The following is a 16297-nucleotide window of genomic DNA, read 5'->3' on the forward strand; positions in this document are numbered from 1 at the left end:
GGGCGGCCCACCGCACGTCGCATGAGCCGAAGGCTCGAGTCTCGAGGCCTGAACGGCGGGACCTTCGGGGGCCTCGACCCCGCGGCGCCGCAGGCGCCGCCAGAAGATACAGCTCAGCTGAAGTGTTCGTCGAGGACCGCGCAGACGACTTCGGCGAAATCGCCGACGGCGTCGTTGCCGAGGCACCGCGCGTCCTCGGCCACGCCGGCCCACCGGTTGAGCAGCGCGTCCGAGCGCGGCACCGACAGGCCGTGTTCGCGGGCGGCGGCGATGCGCGCGTGGTCGGCCGGCAGGAACCAGTAGGTGCTCAGCCACACCCAGATCAGCCGGGCTTCGAGGATCTTCTCCGCGAGCAGCGCGTCGTCGGCGAGCGCCGGCCAGACGCCGACCACTTCGGCGCGCCACGCCTCCACCATCTGCAGGGCGCGTTCGCGGGAGAGTTCGATATCGCAGAGGCATCCGGGGAAGGAGACCAGCGCGTAGGCGATATCGAGGGTGGCGTCCCGGAATCCGCCCCATTCGTAGTCGAGTATCCGGGCGCCTTCTTCGTTGAGGATCACATTGTCGGGGCACAGGTCCGACGGGCTGAACGCCCGGAACCGGCCGCCGGTGAACAGGCGCGCGCCGTGCGCGATCTGTTCACTCACCTCGTCGGGTACCTCCATACCGAGTTCGCGCCGCAGCACCGCGGGCATCTCCGCGACCGCGGCCTCCGCCTGCTGGGCTATTCCGTCGACCCGGTGCACGACATCGACACGGCGCAGCAGTGCCACGAAATCGGGTTCGCGGCCCACCGTGGCGGCGTGCATCCGGCCGAGCGCCTGTGCGAACGCCATCATGGCATTGCGGGTGGCCGGTTCGATCCCGGAACGCAGCACATCGGTGAGTTTGGTGTTCTCCCCGAGATCGCTGAGGACGAGCAACCGGTCGGGCAGGCTGTGCGCGATCAGATAGGCGCCGGGGCGTTCCCCGCGGCTCAGTGCGGTGGTGAACTGGTAGGACACCGCCTCCCGGAGGAAGGCCGAATCGACGCTCGCGACACCCGGGGTGACGGTGACGTTCTTGGGGTCCGACACCGACCCGCGCACCTGCTTGATGATCAGGGTGCGGGGTAGCGAGAAAGCGTTCTCGGCGACCCGGACGCGGAGGACGGTCGTCCGTCCACTGCCGCTGAGTTCGGTGGGGTCGCTCAGCTTCACCGGAGCACCCATTCGCTTTGTGAGCAACTGCTGTGCTGCGGATACGACTTCGGTGGCTCGTTCGGCCAGTAGTGCAGTCATCGCATCTCAAGTTACTCGCACTCGGTCACTTCTAGCGAGCGGTTGAACAACCTTTCCGTGTCGCTCGGCGTGTCCGCCGCGCTCCCCGCCGCGTGACCGGCCTGCTTGACACCGCTGTGCCGGTCGGGTTTTCTCGATCTGAACTGCTGTGCGCCACACCGGAAACCAGCTGCGTCGAAAGGTATGCCAGCGTGACCGACACACCGCGTTCCGCCCCGGTCTCTCCCGGCGATCCGGCAGGTGAGCAGCCCCCCGCCCGCGGCGGCCCGCGGCCCGCCGCCGCGGGCCAGGGCGGCAGTGCCGTGGTGAGCAGCGACACTCCGCTCCCCGGCGCCCCACCACCGGCGGGCAAACCACCCGCCACCCGGCCGGGCACCGTGGACGAAACGCCCGGTGCGCCGCGCGACACCCCACCGCCCGGTGCCGCCGGGGCCGGCGCTCCGGGGCCCGCGGGCACCACACCGCACGGCACCGCGGAGCCCGGCGGTGTCCCCGGTCAGCCGGTGTACGGGCCGACCGGCACGGGGCCGGACCCGAACACCCGGACCTACGGCTACCAGGCCTACGGCACCGGGATCCCGGGTCGGCTCGATATCGGCCACGCGCTCAGCTACGGCTTGGAGAAGTTCAAGCGCAACCCGGGACCGTGGGTCGCGGTCACCTCGCTCGGCCTGATCATCTATCTGCTGGTCTGTCTGGTCGTCCGGGTGGCGGAGCCGCGCTCGGCGCTCGGCCTGTTCGTGATATTCGCCGCCGTCATGGCCGGATTGTGGCTGCTACAAGCCGCCATGGTGCGGGGCGCGCTGTACGAAACAGACGGTTACCGGCCGGGTTTCGGTTCCTACTTCTATCTGGGCAGTATGGCGAACGCGTTCCTGACCGCGCTGCTCGCCTTCCTCGCGACCACCCTGGCCTCCGCGCTGTGCCTGCTCCCGGGGATCGCGGTGGGGATCGGCTGTATGTTCTCGCTGCACTTCGCCATCGAACAGGGGCAGAGCCCGGTGGAAGCCATCAGGTCCAGCTTCCTGCTGGTGCTACGGGACCCGGTACGGGTGCTGCTCCTGGTGCTCACAGTGGTCGTGGTCACGGCACTCGGCCTGCTGGCCTGCGGGCTCGGCCTGCTGGTCGCGGGCCCGGTGGCGACGATCGCGGTCACCTACGCGTATCGCACGCTCACCGGGGGCCCGGTGTCACCCGTGTAGCGGGAACCTAGGCGCCGCCACCGGCCGGAGCCGCGGCCTGCACCGCGCCGTTGCTCTCCGACCCCTTCCCCTTGGGCTGAGGTGCGGCGTCCAGACCGGCTTCCTTGCGCTGCAGGGCGGTGATCGGCGCCGGCGCGTCGGTGAGCGGGTCGACCCCGCCCCCGGTCTTCGGGAAGGCGATCACCTCGCGGATGGAGTCCAGGCCGGCCAGCAGGGCGACGATGCGGTCCCACCCGAAGGCGATACCGCCGTGCGGCGGGGCGCCGAAGGCGAATGCGTCCAGCAGGAAGCCGAACTTCTCCTGCGCTTCGGCTTCGCTGATCCCCATCACCTTGAATACGCGTTCCTGCACGTCCTTGCGATGGATACGGATACTGCCGCCGCCGATCTCGTTGCCGTTGCAGACGATGTCGTAGGCGTAGGCCAGCGCGGCGCCGGGGTCGGTGTCGAAGGTGTCCACCGATTCCGGCTTCGGCGAGGTGAACGCGTGGTGCACCGCCGTCCAGGCCGAATGTCCGAGCGCTACATCGCCGCCGGCGGTGGCGTCGGCGACCGGTTCGAACAGCGGGGCGTCCACGATCCAGACGAACGACCAGGCGTTCTCGTCGATCAGCCCCACTCGGTGCGCGATCTCGGAACGGGCCGCGCCCAGCAGTGCCCGCTGCGCCTTGGCCGGCCCGGCGGCGAAGAACACACAGTCACCCGGCTCGGCGCCCACGTGCGCGGCCAGGCCGGCGCGTTCGTCCTCGGTGAGGTTCTTGGCCACCGGCCCGGTGAGGGTCCCGTCCTCGCCGACCAGTACATAGGCCAGGCCCTTGGCGCCGCGCTGTTTGGCCCAGTCCTGCCAGGCGTCGAGCTGCCGCCGCGGCTGGCTCGCGCCGCCCGGCATGACGACCGCACCGACGTAGGGCGCCTGGAACACCCGGAACGGGGTGTTCGCGAAGTATTCGGTGCATTCGGTGATCTCGACCCCGAAGCGGAGGTCCGGTTTGTCGCTGCCGAACCGCCGCATCGCCTCGGCGTAGGTCATATGCGGGATCGGCGTGGGAATCCGGTAACCGACGAGGTCCCACAGCGCCACCAGGATGTCCTCGGCGAGCAGGATGACATCCTCCTGCCGGACGAAGCTCATCTCCAGGTCGAGCTGGGTGAACTCGGGCTGGCGGTCGGCGCGGAAGTCCTCGTCGCGGTAGCAGCGCGCGATCTGGAAGTAGCGTTCGATACCGCCCACCATGAGCAACTGCTTGAACAGCTGTGGGCTCTGCGGCAGGGCGTAGAAGTTACCGGGCTGCAGCCGGGCGGGCACCAGGAAGTCGCGGGCGCCCTCGGGGGTCGAACGGGTGAGTGTCGGAGTTTCGACCTCGACGAACTCGTGCCGGGCCAGCACCGCGCGGGCGGCGGCGTTCACCTTGGACCGCAGCCGGATGGCATGGGCGGGGCCCTCGCGGCGCAGGTCCAGGTAGCGGTACCGGAGCCGGGCCTCCTCGCCGGGCTGTTCGTCGAGCTGGAACGGCAGGGGCGCGCTCTCGTTGAGCACTTCGAGTTCCTTGACATCGACCTCGACCGCACCGGTCGGGAGTTCCGGGTTCTCGTTGCCCGCGGGCCGCGGTTCCACCACGCCGACGATCCGCACGCAGTATTCCGCCCGCAACCGGTGCGCCTGCTCCGCCGCCGGACCTTCGCGGAACACCACCTGCGCCACCCCGGACGCATCACGCAGATCGATGAAGATCACGCCACCGTGGTCGCGCCGCCGTGCCACCCAACCGGAGAGGGTAACGGTCTGACCGGCCTGTTCACTTCGCAATGAACCGGCCAAGTGGGTGCGCAGCACGATATTCCTTTCGACGGTCGGAGCACACCGGGACGGCCTCCGGATGCGGTTGCCATCGTAGTGGGCGCCGCCGAGCGGACGTAAACGGATATATTGCGAGCACCCGAGCACGCCGCGGTGAACACGTTCACAGACGGGATCAGCCATGACCTTCAACGAGGGATCACAGATCGACCCCGGTCGCGCCTCGTCGGGCCCGGGCCCGGGCCGGGGCGGGAAAATCGCCCTCGGCGGCGGCGCCGGCGGCCTGATCGTTCTGGTACTGGCCCTGCTGCTGGGTGGGGATCCGGGCTCGATGCTGGGCCAGTTCACCGGGGCGGAGGATGCACAGCAGGGCACCGGCGAGACCGCTGGTACGCCCGAGCACTGCCGGACCGGCGCCGACGCCAACAAATACGTGGACTGCCGGGTGGTGCTGACCGCACAGAGCCTGGACTCGGTCTGGTCGGCGGAACTGCCCCGACAGACCGGTGTCGCCTACACCGAACCCGGTATCCGCCTGTTCACCGGCGGCATCTCCACGGGCTGCGGGTACGCGAGCAGTGAAGTGGGCCCGTTCTATTGCCCCGGCGACCGGACCGCCTATTTCGATGTCGGTTTCTTCCAGGAACTGGTGGACCGGTTCGGTGCGAGCGGTGGGCCGCTCGCCCAGGAGTACGTGGTGGCGCACGAGGTGGGCCACCACATCCAGAACCTGCTCGGCGATATCGGCCGGGCGCAGCAGGATCCCCGGGGCCCGGAGTCCGGCGCCGTACGCACCGAACTGCAGGCCGACTGCTACGGGGGTATCTGGGCCCACTACGCGGACAAGACGCCCGCGCCGGGATCGGATACGCCGTTGCTGATGCCGCTGGCCGATACCGATATCAAGGATGCCCTGTCGGCCGCCTCCGCGGTCGGTGACGACCGGATTCAAGAAGCCGCGACCGGCCGGGTGAATCCGGAGGCGTGGACGCACGGCGCCTCCGATCAGCGCCAGAAGTGGTTCCTCACCGGATACCGCACCGGCGAGGTGGCGGCCTGCGACACCTATTCGGCCGGCGATCTGAGCAACCCGGCGGGCCTGCGCTGACCCGCCGGGACGGCCGGCTCAGAACTGGTTGTCGTAGCCCGCGTCCTCATCGGCGTCCACCGCGCCGATGACCTCCGGCGCGGATTCCCCGAGCGGTCCGGTGAGATCGTCGTTACCGGTGGGACTCCGGTAGGGATCGACCGTGCGGGAGTGTTCGTCGTCGGTGTTGCGCTGTCCGGCGGCGCCGCCGGGCGAACCCATGAACGAACTCGACGCGGGTGTGGTGGCGGCGGAGGGCATACCCGTCACGGGCAGACCGGGACGGAGCACACCCGTCAGCGGTGTCTGGCTCGCTCCGGGCACTCCGGGCAGCGCGGGCGAACCGGGCGTACCCGGGGTTCCGCCGGGCGAACCGGTGGACAGGCCGGGGCTTCCCGTGGTGAGTCCGGGGCTGCCGGGCGTGGTACTCGGGCTCCCGGAGTTCAGGCCGGCCAGGGTGGTGGCGGCGGGATCGTCGCCGGAGCCCAGTGCCGATTCGAGTGCCGAGGTATCGGAGGCCATGCTCTGCGCCTGCTGCATGATCGGCTCGCCGACACTCTGGGCCACACTCTGCGCGGCCTCGGCGGCCTTCTGCGGGTCCACACCTAGCAGGTTCTGCACCATTCCGCCCAGCTCCGCCGTCTTCCCGGCGAGGTCACCGCGGGTGCCGTTGGCCACAATCACGGCCTGCCCCAGATGCTCGGTCGCCGAGGCGATGAGAGCGGTCTGGGCGGGCGGCGTCATTACCACCGGGGCGAGTGCGACCGCCTGTCCCAGAAACGACGTCGCGATGGTACTGAGCTGGGCATTGCCCTGTTGTACAACCGCGGCGGCGGCCTGGGTGAGGGCCGCGATGTCGATACCGCGCTGACTGGTCTGGAGCCCGGAGTTGTTCGCCTCCTGCCCGGCGGTCTGCGCGGTCTGCGCGGCGTCGCTCTCCCAGACCTGCCCCATGGCGGTCAGGCTGCTCTTGCCCACGCTCATGGCTACCTCGATGACCTGGGAGGACTGGCTCAGGATCGCGGTCGGGTCCAGGGCTCCGATGACCCCGGTGCCGAAACTGCTCAGCAGGTCGCGGATCGGCTGGAACAGCACGTCGATACCGGGCAGGGCGGGCAGGGCGGCGCCACCGAGCAGTGCTCCCACCGGATCGGCGGGCAGTGCCGGAGCGGCCGCCGCAGGCGTGGCTCCGGCCGCGGCGGCGCCGGTACCGGAGGCGACGCCCCCGCCGGCGGCCGTGTTCAGCACCTGGCCGAGGACACCCTCCGCGGTTTCCAGCACCGGCGCCGCGGCCTCGTTGACGACGCCCAGCAGCTCGTTCGCCTGAGCGGTGGCCTCCTCGGCCGCACCGGAAAGGATGTCCTGCGCTCCGGCCGGCTCCCCGCCCGGCCCGGACAACCCGGGCAGACCCGCCGCGGGTACGCCGGACTGCGGTGCGTCGTCGGAGATCCGTCGCGAGAGCACGAATTCCGGTGCCTCCACCGGCAGCTCACCCGCGGGCAGCTGTGCGAGCGGAACATCCTGGATAGCGGCGGCCGGATCCGGTGCGGCCGCCGGCGCGGCGGTTTCCGGGACATTCACCGGGACGGCCGGGGCCGCCTGCTGGAGCTCGGGGGCGATGACGCCCGTGGAGGCGGTGGTGTCGAGCGGTTTCACAGGCCACCCCCGGCCGCGCCGAGCACACCGGCCGTACCGTCGTCGGTGGCGTCGTAGTTGAACGCGGAGGTGAAGGCGGCCTCCGACAGTTTCTGGTATTTGGCCGACAGATCGTTGATATCGCGCGCCTGCAGCACCTGGGCGGCGGCGAACATGGCCAGATAGTCGGCACCGATCAAACCGAAAACCGGCGTCAGTGCGGCGACATTGGCCACGGCGTCGATATTGCCGGCTGCCGCGATCTCGGTCCCGATTCCGGAATTCGTGATTCCGAACGCCCGCAGCGCTTCGGTCGCTACCGAGAGATCACTCATCGAGCTCCCCCCTGATTCTTCGTGAACATCCTCGTGGCCACCGCGCGGAACGCGTCGTAGGCCGCAACGACGCGCACCCCTTGTGGCACCAAATGGTTGCCGCCCGAATATAGCTCACTCGACCTGCCGCACACGAGACGCGACGGAGCCATAAAACTAGAACCTGTTGCAAATTAGAACAAGTTCTATATTCTCGTCTCCATGAAGGTCGCAGTGACCGGCGCAGCCGGCTACCTGGGTACGAATCTGCTCCCGTTGCTCGCCGAGCGGGGTGACGAGATCGTCGCCATCGACCGGGTGGCACCCCGGCAGCCCGGCGCGGCGAACATCTCCTGGGTGAGCGCCGACGTCCTGGACCCCGAATCCATGCGCGCCGCACTCGACGGCGCCGAGATCGTCTACCACCTGGTCGCCGTGATCACTCTCGCCGACACGCACGATCTGGCCTGGCGGGTGAACACCGAGGGCGTCCGCGTGGTCGCCGAGGCCGCCCATGCCGTCGGAGTACGGCGGTTCGTGCACGCCAGCTCGATCCACGCCTTCGACCAGTACAGCTGCGGCGGCAACATCGACGAGACGACGCTGCGGTCCACCGACGCGGGGCTGCCGGTGTACGACCGCTCCAAATGGGCCGGCGAGCTCGCACTGCGCACGGTGGTCGAGGCCGGTCTGGACGCGGTGATCTGCAATCCCACCGGGGTTTTCGGGCCGGCCGATCACGGCGCCCCGCTGTCGCGCATCAACCGCTCGCTGCGCGACGCCGCGCGCGGCCGCATCCCGGCCATGATCGACGGCGGTTTCGACCTGGTGGACGTCCGCGATGTCGCGCGCGGCCTCATCTCGGCCGGTGAACACGGCCGGACCGGGGAGAACTATCTGATCGGCGGCGAGATGATCTCCATGCTCGACCTGTGCCGGATGGCCGCGCAGCACGGCGGGAAGAGGGGGCCGCGCTTCTCCATCTCCCCGAAACTGGTCTCCGGTCTCATCCCCGTGCTGGAGCCGATCGGTAAGCGGCTCGGCACCGATATCGTCTCCAAGGCCGCGCTCGGCGCGCTGGTCTCGGCGCCGCTGGTGGACCACGGCAAGGCCACCCGGGAACTCGGCTACCGACCACGTCCCATCGACGACACGGTGCGCGACCTGGTCGCCTTCTTCGCCGACCCGCACGCCCCGCTGCCGGATTTCACCCCGACTGCTTGACAGCACATAGAACGCGTGTTCGACTGGTTCGGTGCGGTGGCAGAACCAAACCCTGGACGCCGACGACGGCGCGCTGCCCGGGCTGGACCGGGCCGGATTCGCCCGCACCGTACAGACTCCCGAATTCGACGGGATCACCTTCCACGAAGTGCTCTGCAAGAGTGCGCTGAACAAGGTTCCCGACGAATCGAATCTGCCGTTCCGGTGGACGGTCAATCCGATGCGCGGTTGTTCGCACGCCTGCCGCTACTGTTTCGCGCGCGGTTCGCACGAATACCTGGACCTCGACGCCGGAACGGATTTCGACACCCAGATCGTCGTGAAGACCAATATCGCCGCCGTGCTGCGGCGCGAGCTCACCCGCCGGTCCTGGCAACGGGAGAAGGTGGCGCTCGGCACCAACACCGATCCCTACCAGCGCGCGGAGGGCCGGTACCGGCTGATGCCCGGAATCATCCGCGCCCTCACCGATTCCGGGACGCCGTTCTCCCTCCTCACCAAGGGCACCCTGCTGCACCGGGACCTGCCGCTGCTCACACTGGCCGCGCGGGAGGTGCCGGTGCACATCGGTATCTCGCTGGCCCTGCTGGAACCCGAACTGCATCGCGGACTGGAACCGGGCACCCCGTCGCCGCGCGCCCGGCTGGATCTGGTGCGTGCCTGCAGTGACGCCGGTTTCGCGGTGAACATCATGGTGGCGCCGGTGATCCCGTACCTCACCGACGGCCGGTCCCAGCTCGACGAGTTGTTCGGTGAACTGGCCGCGGCCGGTGCGGCGTCGGCAGTCGTGCTGCCCCTGCACCTGCGCGGCAGCACCCGGGGCTGGTTCCTGGGCTGGCTGGCCGAACACCATCCGGCGCTGCTGCGCCGCTACCGCCGGCTGTACCGGCGCGGTGCGGTGGTCGCCCCCGAGTACGCCGGCTGGTTGCGCGAACGTATCGATCCGCTCCTGGAGCAGCACGGCCTGCTCCCCGAACGCGAGGCCGAACCCCGCACCCCGCCCCCTGTCGAGCCCCGGACGGCCCCCCAGCTCGAGCTCTTCGCCTGACCGGATCCCCGCGGCGTATCCGGTCGTCCCTGTCCTCTGGACAGCCATGGCACGGCGAGTTCCAGGCCATAGGACCCGGCACGCCCGGCGCACTACCCTGGTAGGTACCACACAAGCACGACGCAGGAACACCTCGTTCCGCTTCCGCCGCCGACCCGGCCGTGTGCTTTTCCGGCGCGGCGACCCCGCCCCGGGGTAGGTTGGCGACCGGCAGCTCATTTCGACGAGGAAGTGAAGCACGCGTATGGTTTCGCACCACGACAATATCGGCCGCCCCGACACCGCTACCGCCGGGAACGACTCCGGCACAGCGGTATTGGACCGTGTCGTCATTCGCTTCGCGGGCGACTCGGGCGACGGTATGCAGCTCACCGGCGACCGGTTCACCCACGAAGCGGCGGCCTTCGGCAACGATCTGGCCACCCAGCCCAATTTCCCGGCCGAGATCCGGGCACCGCAGGGGACGCTGCCGGGTGTGTCGTCGTTCCAGATCCAGATCGCCGACCACGATATCCTCACCGCCGGCGATCAGCCGGATGTGCTGGTCGCGATGAACCCCGCGGCGCTGAAGGCCAATCTGGGCGAGTTACCGCGTGGCGGCACCGTCATCGTCAACACCGACGAGTTCACCAAACGCAACCTCACCAAGGTCGGATACGCGGCCGATCCGCTGGCCGACGACAGCCTCGGCGAGTTCGTGGTCCACCAGGTGCCGATGACCTCGCTCACGCTGGCCGCCACCGAGTCCACCGGGGTCGGCAAGAAGGACGGCCAACGCGCCAAGAACATGTTCGCGCTGGGCCTGCTGTCCTGGATGTACGGGCGCCCCCTCGGCGGTACCGAAAAGTTCCTGCGGGAAAAGTTCGCCGCGAAACCGGATATCGCCGAGGCCAATATTCTCGCCTTCCGGGCGGGCTGGAACTACGGCGAGACCACCGAGGCCTTCGCCACCACCTACCGCATCGCCCCGGCGGTCCTGCCCACCGGCACCTACCGGCAGATCACCGGTAACACCGCACTGGCATATGGGCTGATCACAGCCGGTTCGCTGGCGGGCCTGCCCGTGTTCCTGGGGACCTATCCGATCACCCCGGCCTCCGATATCCTGCACGAGCTGAGCAAGCACAAGAACTTCGGCGTCACCACCTTCCAGGCCGAGGACGAGATCGCCGGGATCGGCGCGGCGCTGGGGGCCTCCCTCGGCGGCGCGCTCGGGGTCACCAGCACCTCGGGCCCCGGTCTGGCGCTCGAGAGCGAGACCATCGGCCTGGCCGTGATGACCGAGCTGCCGCTTTTGATCATCGATGTACAGCGCGGCGGCCCGTCCACCGGGCTGCCCACCAAGACCGAGCAGGCCGACCTGCTGCAGGCCCTGTACGGCCGCAACGGCGAATCCCCGGTGGCCGTGCTGGCGCCGCGCTCACCCGCCGACTGTTTCGCCACCGCGGTGGAGGCCGCGCGGATCGCCCTCACCTACCGGACGCCGGTGCTGTTACTGTCCGACGGTTCGATCGCCAACGGCTCCGAACCGTGGGCCATCCCGTCGGTGGCCGACCTCGATCCCCTCGACCCGGGCTTCGAGACCGGCGCGGAGGGCGAGTTCCTGCCCTATGCCCGCGACCCGGAGACTCTGGCGCGCCCGCTGGCGGTCCCGGGCACCGCGGGCCGGGCCCACCGGATCGGCGGGCTGGAGAAGGCCGACGGCAGCGGCGATATCTCCTACGATCCGGCCAATCACGATCTGATGGTGCGGTTGCGGCAGGCCAAGATCGACGGGATCACCGTGCCACCGGCCGAGGTGGACGATCCCGACGGCGCGGCCGAGATCCTGCTGGTCGGCTGGGGCAGCTCCTACGGACCGATCGGTGAGGCGTGCCGGCGGGTACGGCGCCGGGGCGGGCGAGTGGCCCAGCTGCATCTGCGGCATCTCAATCCGCTGCCGCCCGATCTGGGCGAGATTCTACGCCGGTACCCCACCGTGGTCGCCCCCGAGATGAACGGCGGCCAGCTGGCCCTGCTGCTGCGCGCGAAGTACCTGGTGGACGTCCAACCGTGGACCAAGGTCGCCGGTACGGCGTTCTCCGCCCACGAACTGGTGGGCGTCATCGACGCGGCACGGGACGGCACCCTGGCCGGACTCGAGCACGACAAGGCCCGCGCCGCGCGGGCCCGGGCCACGTATCGCACGAACGGGGGCGCATCATGACCATCGTCGAAACCTCGCTGACCGGAACCGAACTCGGGCTCACACCGGTCTCCGGCCGGTCCGGGGTGCCGACGGCCGACGGCCCGCAGAAGGCCAAGGACTACACCTCCGACCAGGAGGTGCGCTGGTGCCCCGGCTGCGGCGACTATGTCATCCTCGCCACCGTGCGCGGCTTCCTGGCCGACCTCGGCCTGCGCCGGGAGAACCTGATGTTCGTCTCCGGGATCGGCTGTTCGAGCCGCTTCCCCTACTACCTCGACGCCTACGGTATCCACTCCATCCACGGGCGCGCGCCGGCCATCGCCACCGGGCTGGCGGTGACCCGCCCGGATCTGTCGGTCTGGGTGGTCACCGGCGACGGCGACGCCCTCTCCATCGGTGGCAACCATCTGATCCACGCGCTGCGCCGCAACGTCAATATGACGATCCTGCTGTTCAACAATCGGATCTACGGCCTGACCAAGGGCCAGTACTCCCCCACCTCGGAACCGGGCAAGGTGACCAAATCGACCCCGATGGGTTCGGTGGACCACCCGTTCAACACCCTGTCGGTGGCCCTGGGCGCCGAAGCGACCTTCGCCGCCCGCGCCCTGGATTCCGACCGCACCGGCCTGAACGAGGTACTGCGCGCCGCCGCCGACCACCGCGGCACCTCCTTCGTGGAGATTTTGCAGGACTGCCCGATCTTCAACGACGGATCATTCGATGTGCTGCGCCGTGGGGACAGCGAATCCCGGCTCATCCGCCTGCGCCACGGTGAACCGCTACGGTTCGGCGCCGACGGTGAATACGCCGTGGTGCGAAGGGGCTTCGGTCTGGCCGCGGTGCCGGCGGCGAATGTTCCCGACGACGAGATCGTGGTGCACGACGCGCATACCGACGACCCCGAGTACGCCTACGCGCTGTCCCGGCTCTCCGATCAGGATCTCGACCATGTGGTCACGGGTGTCTTCCGGGCGGTGGACCGGCCCACCTACGACGACGGAGTCCGGGCCCAGACCGCCGCGGCCCGGGAACGGTTCCCGGTGGCCGACGATTCACTGCAGAATCTGCTCACCGGCTCCGAGACCTGGACGGTGGGCTGAGCGGCTCGTCGGCGCGCGACCGGTCGCCGGGCGACGCCGCTTCCGCGGTCAGTACAGGGTCGCGATCTCCTCGTCGGTGAGCACGATCGGAGCGACATAGTCCTTGGCCCGGGTCAACGTCACCGCGCGGTACAGCGGCCGCTGCGGAAGCGGCGCGTCGCGGGCCTCGGCACGTAGTTGATGGACGAGTAGATCCGCCACCGCGAGCGCCGCGGGAAGGTCACTGTGCACCAGGGCGTCCGCCAACCGCCGCAGTCCCAGCAGATGCAGCTCACGGCCGCTCCCCGCGTCGGTGTACATGGCCAGCGGGACGACCTGCCGGTCGGGGCCGGCGGTCAGCCGCAGCACCAGGCGGCTGAGCCGGCCCGGATATACCAGCAGCTCGACACCGGTAACGGCCGCGATATCGAGGGACCGGGTGCCGAGCAGGGTGCGTGCGTTGATCGAGGTCCCGCGTAGCCACAGCCGGCGCCGGGGTACCGCCAGGGCATAGCCCACGGCCGGTACGGCCACCACCAGTGCCGCCACCAGCCCCGCCGGCGGGCCGAACAGGAGTCCGGCGATCACACCGACCGCGAGAGCGAGCGCGAGGGCGAGCGACGCCAGTCGTCGGAGCACCGGCCCGTAGACCTCCGGGGCGACCAGGTCCAGCCCGATTCGCCGGGCGTCGTCGGGCAGGGGTGCATCGGTCACGGCAGGCGCATTTCGGTCCGGGGCAGGGTCGCACCGGACAGTACTACGACACGTCGCACAGCGCGCATTTCGCGACGCCTCGGCCCCGGCGGCCGAAGCGACTACTGCGCGGCCAGCGTGGCGACGATCTCGTCGAGCGGGATCTGCCGTTGGTCCCCGGTCTGCATATCCTTCAGCCCGATGGTCCCCTCGGCCAGATCACGATCGCCCAGGATCAGCGCGGCCCGCGCACCCGACCGGTCCGCGGCCTTCATGGCGCCCTTCACCCCGCGGCCGCCGTAGGCCAGATCCACCCGGACCCCCGCGGCGCGCAATTCACCGGCCAAGACCACCATGCGCTGGGTGGCGGCCTCGCCGAGCGGGACACCGAACACCTCGCAGCGGGCCGGATCGCCCGCCGTGACGCCCTCGGCGGCCAGCGCCAGGACCGTGCGGTCGACACCGAGACCGAAACCGATTCCGGACAGGGCCTGCCCGCCCAGCTCGGCCATGAGTCCGTCGTAGCGGCCGCCGCCGCCGATCCCGGACTGGGCACCCAATCCGTCGTGCACGAACTCGAAGGTCGTCTTCGTGTAGTAGTCCAGCCCGCGCACCATGCGCGGATTCAGCGCATACGGCACGCCGAGCGCGTCGAGGTACGCGAGGACCTGGTCGAAGTGGGTTTTCGCGGATTCGGAGAGGTGGTCGATCATCAGGGGCGCCGTCGCGGTCATCTCCCGCACCTCGGGCCGCTTGTCGTCGAGTACACGCAGCGGGTTGATCTCGGCCCGCCGCCGGGTCTCGGCGTCCAGGTCCAGCCCGAACAGGAACTCCTGCAGCCGCTCGCGGTACTGCGGGCGGCACGTCTCGTCACCGAGCGAGGTGATCTCCAACCGGAACCCGGTCAGGCCCAGGCTCCGGAACCCGGCATCGGCGACCGCGATGACCTCGGCGTCCAGCGCCGGATCGTCGACGCCGATGGCCTCCACGCCGACCTGCTGCAACTGCCGGTAGCGGCCCTTCTGCGGCCGCTCGTAGCGGAAGAAGGGGCCGGCGTAGCTCAGCTTGACCGGCAGCTGGCCGCGGTCGAGGCCGTGTTCGATCACCGCACGCATCACCCCGGCGGTGCCCTCGGGACGCAGGGTGACGCTGCGCTCGCTGCGATCGGAGAAGGTGAACATCTCCTTGCTCACCACATCGGTGGACTCGCCGACACCCCGGGCGAACAGTTCGGTGTCCTCGAAGACCGGCAGCTCGATATGCCCGTACCCGGCGAGTCGGGCGGCGCGGAGCAGACCGTCGCGTACCGCGACGAACTCGGCCGAACCGGGCGGAACGTAATCCGGTACCCCCTTCGGGGCGGAGAAGCTGCTGGTCTTGGTCACGGTGAACCAGTTTCCCCCACCCGCCCCGGTCGAGTCCAACCGGTTCCGCCCTATCCGGGCTCCGAGAGGGCCGGTCCGGTCGATATCCGGGTGCCGGGCGCCGGAGATGGCAGACTCTAGTGCCGGAAGCAACAGACCAGCCGCGACCGGCCGGGCCTGCCGGCCCGGCCGCCGCACGGGAGGAACGTGGTAGTGCCCAGCAACGAACAACGCCGAGCGGCGGCGAAACGCAAGCTGGAACGACAGCTCGCCAACCGGGCCGAACGCGCGCGCAAGCGTAAACAACTGACCATCGCCGGATCGGCGCTCGGGGTCGTCGTGGTGATCGCCGCGGTGACCGGGGTGTACTTTCTGACCCGCGGCGGCGAGAGCGCCGATACGGCCTCCAATGCCTCGCAGACACCGGACGCCTCGCTGTCCAGCACGCCGGGCGCGGCCCCGCCCCCGCCCGCGGCCGCCAAACCGGCCAGCGTGAACTGCACCTACCGGGACAGCGCGAAACCCGCGTCCAAGCCGGTGCAGAAGCCCCGCGCGGAGGGCATCCAGACCGGGGACGGCAACTCCTCGCTGAGCATCAGCGTGGACTCCAACCAGGGACCGCTGGGACTGACGCTGAACAACGCCGAGTCGCCGTGCACGGTCAACAGCTTCGCCAGCCTGGCCGGCCAGGGCTATTTCGACGGCACCAACTGCCACCGGCTCACCCAGGGTGAGGGCCTCAAGGTGCTGCAGTGCGGTGACCCGACCGGCACCGGCACCGGTGGCCCGGGGTACGAATTCGACAACGAGTACCCCACCGATCAGTTCGCGCCGAATGACCCGGCGCTGCAGCAGCCGATCAGTTACGGACGCGGTGTGCTGGCCATGGCCAATGCCGGGCCGGGCACCAACGGCAGCCAGTTCTTCATCGTGTACGGCGATTCGATGCTCCCGCCGAACTACACGATCTTCGGCACCGTGGACGAGGGCGGCCTGGCGACCCTGGACAAGATCGCCGGTCAGGGTCAGGACGAATCCAACGGTCCCGGCGACGGTAAACCCGCGCAGCCGGTCACGCTGAACTCGGTCCGGATCGACTGATCCCGGCGACCCCGCCCTCGGGCGCGTTTCGCTCACCTCGGTTTCCAGCGATATATGCTGGTCGGCGCAACGTTGCGAAGACTGAGCCCCCATCTCTCGGGTAATCTCGAAAAAGGGAGTGCGCGTGACCAAGTCGTGCTCTCCGGCCGCAGTTCCGGGCCGGGGCGCCGCTCGCGAGTGCTCCCGGTGTTCGCGTCGCGCCGGGCGTAGCCTCGCCGGGCGGTTCCGCGGACCGCGTCGGCGGATCCCGACCCGCCGCCGCGGTCCGTGTCGCCGGGCAC

The 16297-nt window shown here is 69.7% G+C and carries 13 protein-coding genes; 7 read left to right on the plus strand and 6 right to left on the minus strand.

All coding sequences use genetic code 11. The features are described 5' to 3' along the window. Positions 1–113: 113 nt before the first annotated feature. Positions 114–1280, minus strand: a complete 1167-nt coding sequence (locus ACLML9_RS21230) for a phosphotransferase family protein (RefSeq protein ID WP_411947172.1) — start codon at positions 1278–1280, stop codon at positions 114–116. A 191-nt stretch (positions 1281–1471) separates the two neighbouring features. Here ACLML9_RS21230 and ACLML9_RS21235 point away from each other — a divergent pair, with 191 nt between their 5' ends. Next, positions 1472–2482, plus strand: coding sequence for a hypothetical protein (locus tag ACLML9_RS21235; protein WP_411947173.1), 1011 nt, complete (start codon positions 1472–1474; stop codon positions 2480–2482). A 7-nt stretch (positions 2483–2489) separates the two neighbouring features. Here the strand turns inward: ACLML9_RS21235 and aspS are convergent, their stop codons facing one another. Further along, positions 2490–4316 (minus strand): aspartate--tRNA ligase, encoded by a 1827-nt coding sequence (gene aspS, locus ACLML9_RS21240; RefSeq protein ID WP_411947174.1) that lies wholly within the window; start codon positions 4314–4316, stop codon positions 2490–2492. Between the two features lie 145 nt (positions 4317–4461). Here aspS and ACLML9_RS21245 point away from each other — a divergent pair, with 145 nt between their 5' ends. Next, positions 4462–5388, plus strand: coding sequence for a neutral zinc metallopeptidase (locus ACLML9_RS21245; RefSeq protein WP_411947175.1), 927 nt, complete (start codon positions 4462–4464; stop codon positions 5386–5388). Between the two features lie 18 nt (positions 5389–5406). Here ACLML9_RS21245 and ACLML9_RS21250 read toward each other — a convergent pair whose 3' ends face one another. Beyond that, positions 5407–7023, minus strand: a complete 1617-nt coding sequence (locus ACLML9_RS21250) for a hypothetical protein (RefSeq protein ID WP_411947176.1) — start codon at positions 7021–7023, stop codon at positions 5407–5409. Then, positions 7020–7337 (minus strand): type VII secretion target, encoded by a 318-nt coding sequence (locus ACLML9_RS21255; protein ID WP_063040005.1) that lies wholly within the window; start codon positions 7335–7337, stop codon positions 7020–7022. The genes ACLML9_RS21250 and ACLML9_RS21255 overlap by 4 nt, the downstream gene beginning before the upstream one ends. A gap of 201 nt (positions 7338–7538) precedes the next feature. Between ACLML9_RS21255 and ACLML9_RS21260 the strand changes: the two genes are divergently transcribed. The 4 genes from ACLML9_RS21260 (at position 7539) to ACLML9_RS21275 (ending at position 12879) form a co-directional block, all read left to right on the plus strand. Then, positions 7539–8540, plus strand: coding sequence for an NAD-dependent epimerase/dehydratase family protein (locus ACLML9_RS21260; RefSeq protein WP_411947177.1), 1002 nt, complete (start codon positions 7539–7541; stop codon positions 8538–8540). Positions 8541–8571: 31 nt separating this feature from the next. Then, positions 8572–9588 carry an Rv2578c family radical SAM protein gene (locus ACLML9_RS21265; RefSeq protein WP_411947178.1) on the plus strand — a complete coding sequence of 339 codons (1017 nt, stop codon included), beginning with the start codon at positions 8572–8574 and terminating at the stop codon, positions 9586–9588. Positions 9589–9832: 244 nt separating this feature from the next. Further along, positions 9833–11794, plus strand: a complete 1962-nt coding sequence (locus ACLML9_RS21270) for a 2-oxoacid:acceptor oxidoreductase subunit alpha (protein WP_411947179.1) — start codon at positions 9833–9835, stop codon at positions 11792–11794. Further along, on the plus strand, positions 11791–12879 hold the full coding sequence (locus tag ACLML9_RS21275) for a 2-oxoacid:ferredoxin oxidoreductase subunit beta (protein ID WP_411947180.1): 1089 nt from the start codon (positions 11791–11793) through the stop codon (positions 12877–12879). The genes ACLML9_RS21270 and ACLML9_RS21275 overlap by 4 nt, the downstream gene beginning before the upstream one ends. Positions 12880–12927: 48 nt before the next feature. On the opposite strand, the gene ACLML9_RS21280 is transcribed toward ACLML9_RS21275, so the two are convergent. Both ACLML9_RS21280 and hisS read right to left on the minus strand, forming a co-directional pair. Next, a complete protein-coding gene (locus ACLML9_RS21280; RefSeq protein WP_411947181.1) occupies positions 12928–13572 on the minus strand; it encodes a hypothetical protein in 645 nt (214 codons plus the stop codon). A gap of 101 nt (positions 13573–13673) precedes the next feature. Next, complete coding sequence (hisS, locus tag ACLML9_RS21285) at positions 13674–14936, minus strand: histidine--tRNA ligase (RefSeq protein WP_411947182.1); 1263 nt, start codon at positions 14934–14936, stop codon at positions 13674–13676. 192 nt (positions 14937–15128) lie between these two features. Here hisS and ACLML9_RS21290 point away from each other — a divergent pair, with 192 nt between their 5' ends. Further along, the gene (locus ACLML9_RS21290) at positions 15129–16016 is read left to right on the plus strand and encodes a peptidylprolyl isomerase (protein WP_411947183.1); all 888 of its coding nucleotides are present in this window, start codon (positions 15129–15131) and stop codon (positions 16014–16016) included. Positions 16017–16297: the final 281 nt, after the last annotated feature.

The sequence above is a fragment of the Nocardia sp. NPDC002869 genome, assembly GCF_046764065.1.
In the GTDB taxonomy this organism is placed as follows: domain Bacteria; phylum Actinomycetota; class Actinomycetes; order Mycobacteriales; family Mycobacteriaceae; genus Nocardia; species Nocardia rhamnosiphila.